The following is a 10,693-nucleotide window of genomic DNA, read 5'->3' on the forward strand; positions in this document are numbered from 1 at the left end:
CAGGGAGAAGGACGCTCAGCTCGCCCCATTCAACCGGCTATTCCGCCGCCCATACGCCAGGTACACCACCACGCCCAGCGCATTCCACAGCAGGAACCAGCCCTGCGTTCTGCTCGGCAGGCTCCAGAACAGATACAGGCAGCCGCCGATCGCCACCGGTCCTACCACCCAGGCCAGCGGCGTGCGGAAAGCGCGCACGCGTGTCGGCTCGCGCACGCGCAACACCAGCAGGCAGGCCGCCACTGCGGTGAACGCCGCCAGCGTGCCGGCATTGGCCAGCGCGGCGATCTCGTCCAGCCGTGCCACGCCTGCCAACGCCGCCACCAGCACCGCGGTGAACAGCGTGATCGCTACCGGCGTACCGGTACGCGCATTGACCCTGGACAAGCCGCGCGGCAGCAAGCCATCACGCGACATCACGAAGAAGATGCGGCTCTGTCCGTACAGGAACGCCAGCAGCACGGTCGGCAGCGCGATGATCGCCACCGCACCGATCACCAACGCCGCCTTGCCCTGGCCGAGTTCGCGCAGGATCAGCGCCAACGGCTCGGGGCTCTTGCCGAACACGGTGAAGCTCATCGCGCCGACCGCGGCCAGCGCCACCAGCACGTAGATCAGCGTGCAGCCGACCATCGAACCGACGATGCCGATCGACAGGTCGCGCCCGGGGTTCTTGGTTTCCTCGGCCGCGGTGGAAATCGCATCGAAGCCATAGAAGGCGAAGAAGATGATCGCCGCCGCCGCCATCACCCCGCGCTCCACGCCGTCGGGGCCCATCGTCTTGGAAAAGCCGTATGGCATGAACGGTTGCAGGTTGGCGCTGTTGAACGCCGGCAGCGCGATGGCCACGAACACCGCCAATGCCACGATCTTCAGCACCACCAGGACCGCGTTGAGCGTGGCGCTTTCCTTGGTGCCGGCCATCAACAGGCCGGCCACCAGGAAGGTGATCACCACCGCTGGCAGGTTCACGATGCCGCCGGCATGCGGCCCGGCAATCAAGGCCTGCGGTAGCTCCACCCCCAGCCACTGCAGGAAGCCGACGAAATAGCCCGACCAGCCCACCGCCACCGTGCTGACCACCAGGGAGTACTCCAGCACCAGGCTCCAACCCACCACCCAGGCGATGCTCTCGCCCAGCGCGGTATAGCTGTAGGTGTAGGCGCTGCCGGCAGCCGGCATCATCGTGGCCATTTCCGCATACGCCAGCGCCGCGCAGGCGCAGACGATGCCGGCGGCCACGAACGACAGCAGCACGGCCGGGCCCGCTTTGTCGGCACCCACGCCAATCAGGGTGTAGATGCCGGTGCCGACGATGGCGCCGATGCCCAGCGCGATCAGATGCGGCCAACTCAGGCTGCGGACCAGTTGCCGACCGGCCTCATGCACGGTGACCTGGTCGATGGATTTGCGTCGTAGCCAAGACGACATGTGGACCTCGGAGTACCAAAAAGAATCCCCGAGTGTCGCCGAACGCGGCGCAGCAAAGCTATCGGCCCAGGCGCTTACGGCAGGGCAGGCAGCGCGCCGCGCACCTCTCGCCTGACGCGACCGGCGCGACCCACGCGCCGGTGCTCAGCCGATCGACGGGCGGTGCGGCGGTCGCGCACGGCGGTACAGCAACTGCACCGCGAATGCCCCGGCCAGGCCCACCACCCCCGCTGCGAAGTGGCTCCAGTCCAGCAAACGCGGCGCCGCCCCGTCGAGGTCGTGGCCCCAGAGGTTGAACCACAGCAGCACGCCGGCAGTGACCACCATGCCCAGCCAGAACCACAGGCGCGTCGCGCCGATGGCATAGATCAGGAACGGCAGTCCCGCACCGATCAAGAAATGCACCGGGAAAAAATACGCTGTGCCGTAGGGCCGCATCAGGGACCAGACGATCGCCGCGAACGTCCCCAGAAAAACGAACAGGCCCAGGGCCAGCAGACGGGTTTGATTCTTTGCGGTGGTCATCGACACGCCTGACGGGAACAGAGCCTCACCCTACCGATGCGCAAGTCATGTGCAGGTCAATGCGCACCCAGGCGTCATGTCACCCGATGCGCCGCGCCGTGGCGAAGCGAAACGCAGTCCGCGGCGCCACCCCACCGCCAACCCTCGTGCCGGCGGCAAGCGCCCGGCCGTTGCAGCGATCGCCTGACAGCGTCGGCGGCAGGGTTGTCAGCGCAGCGCAATGGAGGGTGATGGCGACGATGGCCGCGTGACGACGGTTCGCGTCCATCGATCCGCCGCCTTCGGCATGGCGAGCCGTGTGCCGGCAACGGCTGCCGTGCAGGGTGGGCGCTCGACCCCCTGCAGCGCAAGGCGTCACCACCTGTCGCTTGCGCAGCAGACGGTACGCAGCGCGCCGGCTTCCCCACTCTGCACGCCTGGACCTGGCCAGGTTGGCTATCCTCGCCGATCGACTTGCCGCGACAGGAGCGCCCTACCGCATGCCGTCCGTCCACCTTCCGGCCACCGGGCCATGATGCCGACACCGCGCGCGTTGCCGCTCGTGATCGCCCTGCTGCCGGCCATGGCCTGGGCCGATCCGGCGTTCGACCGCTGCCTGGCCGGACTGCAGACCCAGGCCGCCGCCAAGGGCGTGGATGCCGCAAGTTTCCAGCGGTTCACCGCCGGCCTGGCGCCTGATCCCAGCGTGCTGCCGCTGCTGGACGCGCAACCGGAGTTCACCACGCCCATCTGGGACTATCTCGCCAGCCTGGTCGACAGCCAGCGGGTGAGCGATGGCCAGGCCATGCTGGTCACCCACCGCCAGCTGCTGACCCGCCTGTCCGAGCAGACCGGCGTGGACCCGGCCACCATCGTGGCGGTGTGGGGCGTGGAGAGCGATTACGGCCGCGTCACCGGCAAGCGTCCGCTGCTGGTGTCGCTGGCCACGCTGTCGTGCGCAGGCCGCCGCCAGCCGTTCTTCCGCGGTGAGTTCCTCGCCTTGCTCGGCCTGCTGCAGCAAGGCGATCTGTCCCCCGATGGCCTCACCGGTTCCTGGGCCGGTGCGTTCGGGCAGACCCAGTTCATGCCCTCGACCTACGCACGCATCGCGGTCGATGGCGACGGCGACGGCCGCCGCGATCTGGTCGCCAGCATCCCGGATGCGTTGGCCTCCACCGCCAACTACCTGGTCAAGGCGGGCTGGGAGCGCGCCCGCCCCTGGGGCACGGAGGTGCGGCTGCCGCCCGGTTTCGACGCGAGCAAGGCCGGGCGCACCCGCCGGCAACCCGTGCAAGCCTGGCAGGCCGCCGGGCTGCTCGGCACCGACGGCAGGCCGCTGGCCCTGGCCGGACTGCCGGCCGAGACGCCCGCCGCGCTGCTGCTGCCAGCCGGCGCCAGCGGTCCGGCGTTCCTGGTGTTCCGCAACTACGACGCGATCTACGCCTACAACGCCGCCGAAAGTTACGCGCTGTCCATCGCCCTGCTCGCCGATCGCCTGCGTGGCGGCCCCGGCCTGGGTGCGGCCTGGCCCACCGACGACCCCGGCCTGGGCCGGCCCGAACGGCGCGAACTGCAGCAATTGCTGCTTGCCCGCGGCCACCAGATCGGCGAGGCCGACGGCATGGTCGGCAGCGCCACCCGTCGCGCCATCCAGGTCGAACAGACCCGCCTGGCTCTACAGCCGGCCGACGGCCGTCCCGGCCAGCGCATCCTCACCGCCCTGCGCGCTGCCCCGCCGCTCACCGGCATGGCGGCCGTGCGCGGCACCGCGTTCAAACTGCCGGCCGCCTATCCCGCCTTCGTCCACTCTCCCATCGTTCATAAGGCATCCCCCATGTCCGACACCACTGGCCTGAGCACAGGCGACTTCCACGGTTTCCCGTCGCTGCTGATCGACACGCCGTTCTCCACCGCCGCCATCAGTCTGTTCGGTGGCCAGCTGCTCTCCTTCGTGCCCAAGGGCGGGCAGGACGTGATGTGGCTGTCACCGCTCGCCAAGCAGCCACCCACCCCGATCCGCGGCGGCGCCCCGGTGTGCTGGCCGTATTTCGGCCGCCAGGATCAGACCGGCGAGGTTCCCGCGCATGGCTTCGTGCGCACCGTACCGTGGCAACTGACCGAGAGCCGCCGCGAAGACGACGGTACCGTGGTGCTGACGCTGACCCCGCCCAGCTTCGACGACCTGGCCCTGCGGCTGCGCATGACCTTGCGGATCGGTCGCACCCTCGAACAGCGCCTGATCACCGAGAACACCAGTCCCGCGCCGGTGCGCTTCACCCAGGCGCTGCACAATTATTTCCGTGTCGGCGATGCGCTGAAGGTCAGCGTGCAGGGTCTGGACGGCCTGGACTACCTGGACAAGTACGAGAACTACGCCACCGCGCATCGCCAGCAAGGCGACTGGAGCCTGCGCGACCCGCGCGATCCCGGTCGCAGCGACCGCATCTACGTCGACGCCGGCGGCCGCTACACGCTCACCGACCCGGTGCTCGGCCGTCGCATCGTCATCGCCACCGAAGGCAGCCGCTCGCTGGTGGCCTGGAATCCGGGCGAAGAGGCCGGCAAGCAGATGGCCGATGTGGGCGAGGGCTGGCGCGATTACGTCTGCCTGGAAGCGGCCAACGCCGGTCCGGACGTGATCGACCTGGCCCCCGGCGCCACCCACACCCTGGGTCAGACCATCAGCGTCGAGTGACCGGCTATCCGGCAGTCTGACCCGTCTCCCGCCGACAGGCAGACCCACCGACAGGCAGGTGCGCCCCTCTCCCACCCGCGGGAGCAGGTGTCCGATGCCTCCTTCTCCCGCCCGCGAGCAGGTGTCCGATACCTCCTTCTCCCGCCCGCGGGAGCAGGCGTCCGATACCTCCTTCTCCCGCCCGCGGGAGCAGGCGTCCAATACCTCCTTCTCCCGCCTGCGGGAGAAGGTGCCCGAAGGGCGGATGAGGGCCCGCACCCAGGCAGCCGTATTCGATCCGCAGCTACACTGCCGGCTTCATTCACCCGGGCCGCGCGATGTCCCTCCCAGCCGATTCCGCTTCTGCCCCGGGTCGCCGCCGTGCCGCGTTGATCTTCATCTTCATCACCGTACTGATCGACGTGCTGTCCTTCGGCGTGATCATCCCGGTCCTGCCGGATCTGGTACGCCACTTCACCGGTGGCGACTACGCAGTGGCTGCGGGCTGGATCGGCTGGTTCGGCTTTCTGTTCGCCGCCATCCAGTTCGTCTGCTCGCCGCTGCAGGGCGCGCTCTCGGACCGTTTCGGCCGCCGCCCGGTGATCCTGCTGTCGTGCCTGGGGCTGGGTCTGGATTTCATCCTGATGGCTATCGCCCACAGCCTGCCGATGCTGCTGCTGGCGCGGGTGATCTCCGGCATCTGCTCGGCCAGTTTCTCCACCGCCAACGCCTACATCGCCGACGTGACGCCGGCCGACAAGCGCGCCGGCGCCTTCGGCATGCTCGGTGCCGCGTTCGGTATCGGATTCGTCGCCGGCCCGCTGATCGGCGGCTGGTTGGGCGGCATCGGCCTGCGCTGGCCGTTCTGGTTCGCTGCCGGGCTGTCCCTGCTGAATGTCCTGTACGGCTTCTTCGTGCTGCCCGAATCGCTCCCCGCCGACCGCCGCAGCGTGCGGCTGGACTGGTCGCACGCCAACCCCCTGGGCGCGCTCAGATTGCTGCGCCGGTATCCGCAGGTATTCGGCCTGGCCTCGGTGGTGTTCCTGGCCAATCTGGCGCATTACGTCTACCCCAGCATTTTCGTGCTGTTCGCCGGTTATCAGTATCAGTGGGGACCGCGCGAAGTGAGCTGGGTACTGGCCGGGGTGGGCGTGTGCAGCATCATCGTCAACGCCTTGCTGGTCGGCCGGCTGGTCCGCTGGCTGGGCGAACGCCATGCCCTGCTGCTGGGCCTGGGCTGCGGTGTGGTCGGCTTTGTCATCTACGGATGTGCCGACAGCGGCGGCATGTTCCTGATCGGGGTGCCGATCAGCGCGTTGTGGGCGATCGCCGCGCCTGCGGCGCAGGCGCTGATCACCCGTGAGGTTGGCGCCGATGCGCAAGGCCGCGTGCAGGGCGCGCTGACCAGCCTGATCAGCCTGGCCGGGATTGCAGGGCCCCTGCTGTTCGCCAATGTGTTCGCCTGGTTCATCGGTCAGCGGGCGCCTGTGCATCTGCCCGGTGCGCCCTGGCTGCTGGCCGGCATGCTGCTGGCTGCCGGGTGGGCAATGGCATGGGCGCGGGCAGGGCGCGCCAGTGGGCTGGTCCATGACGGGCGTGAGTGATGGCAACGCATTCATTCAGCGCTTGCGTCCGCTTTTTCCGATTTGCCTCCGCCTGCTAGGCTGGTGCCTTCCGTGCCCCGGCACCGTCTCGACTTCCCAATGCGTTCCGACACCCTGGCCGCCCCATCATCGGCCGCGCGCGCGTTGCGCCATGCCACCCAGGACACGCATCGCCTGGTCGAAGCGGTGCCGCTGATGCAGGCGCTCGGGCAGGGGCAGATCGATCGCGATGGCTATGCCACGGTTCTGCGCCGCCACCATGCCTTGCTGGCCGGGTTCGAAGACCGCATGGGCGATTGGTTGAGCACCCTGGTCGGCAGCGGCTGGCATTACCGCCGCCGGGTGCCGGCGCTGCGCGCGGATCTGCGCATGCTCGCGCAGGCGCCGGACGCGCCGCTTCCGCCCCCAGCCGGCAGCGACGAAGCCGCGCGCTGGGGCATGCTGTATGTGATCGAAGGATCGCAGCTGGGCGGCCGGGTGATCGCGCGCAGCCTGCGCCGTCATCGGCCTGCACTAGCCGATGCCTTGCAGTACTTCGAACTGGCCGACGAAGACCCGGCCGGCTGGCGCCGTTTCCAGGCCGTGCTCGATCACTGCCTGGACTCCCCGCGCGCGCGCGATGCCGCCATCGCCGGCGCGCAGGCCATGTTCGCTCACTTCCACACCTGCCTTGCAGCGGAGCCGCACGCGTGACCCAGACCATCGAACCCCTGGATATGGATGTATGCGCGCGTGAGCCGATCCACATCCCCGGGCTGATCCAGCCCTACGGCGTGTTGCTGGTGATCGAACCGGCCGACGGGCGCATCGTGCAGGCCAGCCGCACCGCCGCCGACCTGCTCGGCGTGCCGATGGATGCGCTGCTTGGCATGTCCTACACCCAGGTCCTGGAGATACCCGACGCGCAGCCGTTTGCCGTGGACGAGCAGGCGCAGCACCTGCTGCACGTCGAGGCACGCTTTCCTGCGCGCGCCACGCCGCCCGACCACGCCTGGGTGGCCGCCTGGCATCTGTACCCGGAGCAATGGCTGCTCGAAATCGAGCCGCGCGATGCGCGCCTGATGGATGTCACCCTGCGCGAAGCGTTGCCCCTGCTACGCAGCATCGAGCGCGATCCCGGCATCGCCGAAGCCGCTGTGCGCGCCGCCAAGGGCTTGCGCAGCATGATCGGCTTCGACCGGGTGATGGTGTACCGCTTCGACGAGGAGTGGAACGGCGACGTCATCGCCGAAGCCCGTCAGCCCGAGCTGGAGGCCTACCTGGGCCTGCATTATCCGGCCACCGACATCCCGGCGCAGGCGCGCGCGCTGTACCTGCGCAATCGCGTCCGCCAGATCGCCGATGTCGGCTATCGCGCATCCCCGATCGAACCCACCCTGCATCCGCGTCTGGGCACGCCGGTGGATCTGAGCGATGTCAGCCTGCGCAGCGTCTCGCCAGTGCATCTGGAGTACCTGGCCAACATGGGGGTCAGCGCCACGCTGGTCTCCTCGATCGTCGTCAACGATGCGTTGTGGGGGCTGATCTCCTGCCATCACTACAGCCCGCATTTCACCAGCCATGCCATGCGCGACGCCACCGACGCGGTCACCCGCTCGCTGGCCGGACGTATTGGCGCGTTGCAGGCGGTGGCACGCGCGCGCCTGGAATCGGTGCTGCTCACCATCCGTGAAAAGCTGATCACCGATTTCAACGATGCCGAGCACATGACCGTCGAGATGCTGGCCGACATGGCGCCGGATCTGATGGATGTGGTCGATGCCGACGGCGTGGCGATCTTCCACGGCAGCGACATCAGCCGCCACGGCAGTGCCCCGGACGTCGATGCGCTGCGCCGCATCCGCGATCACATCGAATCCAAGCATCACGATGCCCTGCGCGAGGATGCGGTGGGCGCCCTGCATGTGGATGTGATCGGCGATGTGTTCCCTGAGCTCGCCGACCTGGCGCCGCTGGCAGCAGGCTTCATCTTCGTGCCGCTGATGCCGCAATCGCGCAGCGCCTTGCTGTGGACCCGCCGCGAGCAGGTGCAGCAGATCAAGTGGGCCGGCAACCCGCAGCTGGCCAAGCTGCCGGACATCCCCAACTCGCGGTTGTCGCCGCGCAAGAGCTTCGACCTGTGGCAGCAGACCGTGCGCGGCCGCGCGCGTCCCTGGTCGCCGCTGCACCTGGAGTCGGCGCGCAGCCTGCGGGTGTTGATCGAACTGATGGAGCGCAAGCGCTTCCAGCAGGACTTCACCCTGCTCGAAGCCTCGTTGTCGCGTCTGCGCGACGGTGTGGCCATCATCGAACGCGGCGTTCAGAGCGATGTGCACCGGCTGATGTTCGTCAACCCGGCGTTCGCCGAACTGAGCCAGACCGAGGTCGCCGAGCTGATCGGCTGCGACATCCTCGCGCTCCTGGCCGACGATGCCGCCAGGGCCAGGGTCGAACTGCTCGAGGAGGCGTTGCGGCTGGGGCGCGCCGCCTACGTCACCTTGCCACTGCGCACCCACGACGGACCGCCGGTGTATCGGCAGTTCCACCTCGAACCGCTGCCCAGTCCCAGTGGCGTCACCGCGCACTGGCTGCTGCAATTGCGCGACCCCGAGTGACCGGCGGCAGCTGTCTGCCGCTGCGGGTCAGCAGCCCTACTGCGGCATACGCTGCCTGAGCGCCAGCAAGGTGAGCGTGCCGGCGATCAGGCCCCAGAATGCTGCGCCGATCCCGCCCAGGGTCAGCCCCGACGCAGTGACCAGAAAAGTGATCAACGCCGCTTCGCGTTCGCCGTCCTCGCGCAGCGCCGCCGCCAGGCTGTTGCCGATCGTGCCCAGCAGTGCGATCCCGGCAATGGCCATCACCAGTTCGCGCGGAAACGCCGCCAACACAGCCGCCACCGTCGCCCCGAACAGGCCGATCACCACATAGAACGCGCCCGCGCTCACGGCGGCGACATAGCGCCGCGCCGGATCCTCATGCGCCTCGCGGCCCATGCAGATCGCCGCAGTGATCGCGGCCAGGTTCAATGCATAACCGCCGAACGGCGCCAGCAGCGTATTGGCGACCCCGATCCAGCCGATCGTCGGCGACATCGGCACCGTGTAGCCGCAGGCACGGATCACTGCCACGCCGGGCACGTTCTGCGACGCCATGGTGACCACGAACAATGGCAGCGCCAGCCCGAACAGCGCCTGCCACGACAGCGCCGGCGTCACCCACACCGGACGCGCCAGTTCCAGCTGTAGCGTTTCCCAGTGCATCAGCCCACGGCTCGCAGCGATCGCAACGCCAACCAGCAAGGTGGCAATGACCGCATAGCGTGCAAACCATCGGCGTCCCGCCAGATAGGTCGCCAACATCGCCAATGCCAGCAGCACCTGGCTCTGCATGGCCACGAACAGGTCCAGCCCGAAGCGCAGCAGCACACCGGCCAGCATGCCCGACGCCAGCGAGATCGGAATCCTGCGGATCGTCCGTTCGAACAGACCGCTGAAACCGGCCAGCATGCCCAGCACCGCCGCCACCACGAACGCGCCGATCGCCTCGGGCAACGGCACCCCGGCCGCACTGCCGATCAGCATCGCCGCGCCGGGCGTGGACCACGCCGTCACCACCGGTACCCGATAGCGCAGCGACAGCCCGATACAGGTCACGCCCATACCGATTCCGAGCGCCCACATCCATGAGGCGATCTGCGCCCGATCCGCGCCGAGATGCCTGGCCGCCTCGAACACGATGACGGCAGAGCTGGCAAAACCGACCAGCACGGTGACGAACCCCGCGGCAATCGCAGACAGGGACAGATCGCGCAACAGGCTGCGGGATGACGGCATCGAATGACTCCCTCTTCGGCCCCGCATTCTCGCCGAGCCGTTCTGCAGGCGGTACTGCTGCAGCGGCCCTGTTGCGTGGCGTCACGAGGTTCGCAACGACGCGCCCGCGCACTGGCACTTTCTCAGGCGTCTGTGGGGCGGCCCTAATCACGGGGTATGCCGCGGCGGACGCATGTTTGCGCGGGGCGGCTGCGCGGAACGAACAAGACTCCGCGCAGCGGACATGGACACATCTGCTGTGCACGACGCAACGTGATCAGCGCGCATCATTGCTGCGATGTCATGACGATGTAAAAAATGCTTGCACTTCTGCGCAGGCTCGATAAACTGCGCGGCCTCGCTCAGGACGGCGGCGCTTCTCGAAGCATCGCAACAACGAACGAGGGGTTTCGAAGACATCACAAGGTGTTGACGAAACGCAAAAGCCGGCTATGATGGGCGGCTCGCAACACGGAAAGACGCTACGGCGGATTGAGGTGATGCGGCGGCAACTTCCTCTTCACGAGGGGTTGACGAGGATGAAAAGCCTGCTAATATGGCCGGCTCGCTTCGCAGAAAACCTTCGGGTCGACACGAAGCAGCGTCAACCACCTCGAAATGAGGTGTTGACGGCAAGAAAAAGTCCGCTATAATGGGCGGCTCGCTTCGACGGAAACGACGAAGCTGAC

At 68.1% G+C, this 10,693-nt stretch carries 7 protein-coding genes; 4 read left to right on the top strand and 3 right to left on the bottom strand.

All coding sequences use genetic code 11. The annotated features are described in order from the left end of the window. Window positions 1–15 precede the first annotated feature (15 nt). Complete coding sequence (locus tag LL964_RS18815; protein ID WP_104588230.1) at window positions 16–1,431, bottom strand: amino acid permease; 1,416 nt, start codon at window positions 1,429–1,431, stop codon at window positions 16–18. A gap of 144 nt (window positions 1,432–1,575) precedes the next feature. Further along, a complete protein-coding gene (locus tag LL964_RS18820) occupies window positions 1,576–1,956 on the bottom strand; it encodes a hypothetical protein (RefSeq protein ID WP_104588231.1) in 381 nt (126 codons plus the stop codon). A gap of 511 nt (window positions 1,957–2,467) precedes the next feature. Between LL964_RS18820 and LL964_RS18825 the strand changes: the two genes are divergently transcribed. From LL964_RS18825 to bphP, 4 genes are all read left to right on the top strand, one after another. After that, window positions 2,468–4,630: a lytic murein transglycosylase gene (locus tag LL964_RS18825; protein WP_104588232.1), complete on the top strand. Its 2,163-nt coding sequence runs from the start codon at window positions 2,468–2,470 to the stop codon at window positions 4,628–4,630. Between the two features lie 317 nt (window positions 4,631–4,947). Next, a complete protein-coding gene (locus LL964_RS18830) occupies window positions 4,948–6,213 on the top strand; it encodes a TCR/Tet family MFS transporter (RefSeq protein WP_104588233.1) in 1,266 nt (421 codons plus the stop codon). A gap of 99 nt (window positions 6,214–6,312) precedes the next feature. After that, window positions 6,313–6,906, top strand: coding sequence for a biliverdin-producing heme oxygenase (locus tag LL964_RS18835; RefSeq protein ID WP_104588234.1), 594 nt, complete (start codon window positions 6,313–6,315; stop codon window positions 6,904–6,906). After that, the gene (gene bphP, locus LL964_RS18840) at window positions 6,903–8,807 is read left to right on the top strand and encodes a bacteriophytochrome BphP (RefSeq protein ID WP_167395391.1); all 1,905 of its coding nucleotides are present in this window, start codon (window positions 6,903–6,905) and stop codon (window positions 8,805–8,807) included. Before LL964_RS18835 ends, bphP begins: the two co-directional genes overlap by 4 nt. A 36-nt stretch (window positions 8,808–8,843) precedes the next feature. On the opposite strand, the gene LL964_RS18845 is transcribed toward bphP, so the two are convergent. Continuing rightward, a complete protein-coding gene (locus LL964_RS18845) occupies window positions 8,844–10,025 on the bottom strand; it encodes a benzoate/H(+) symporter BenE family transporter (protein ID WP_104588235.1) in 1,182 nt (393 codons plus the stop codon). Between the last annotated feature and the right edge of the window lie 668 nt (window positions 10,026–10,693).

Source organism: Xanthomonas melonis, from assembly GCF_020783655.1.
GTDB lineage: Bacteria > Pseudomonadota > Gammaproteobacteria > Xanthomonadales > Xanthomonadaceae > Xanthomonas > Xanthomonas melonis.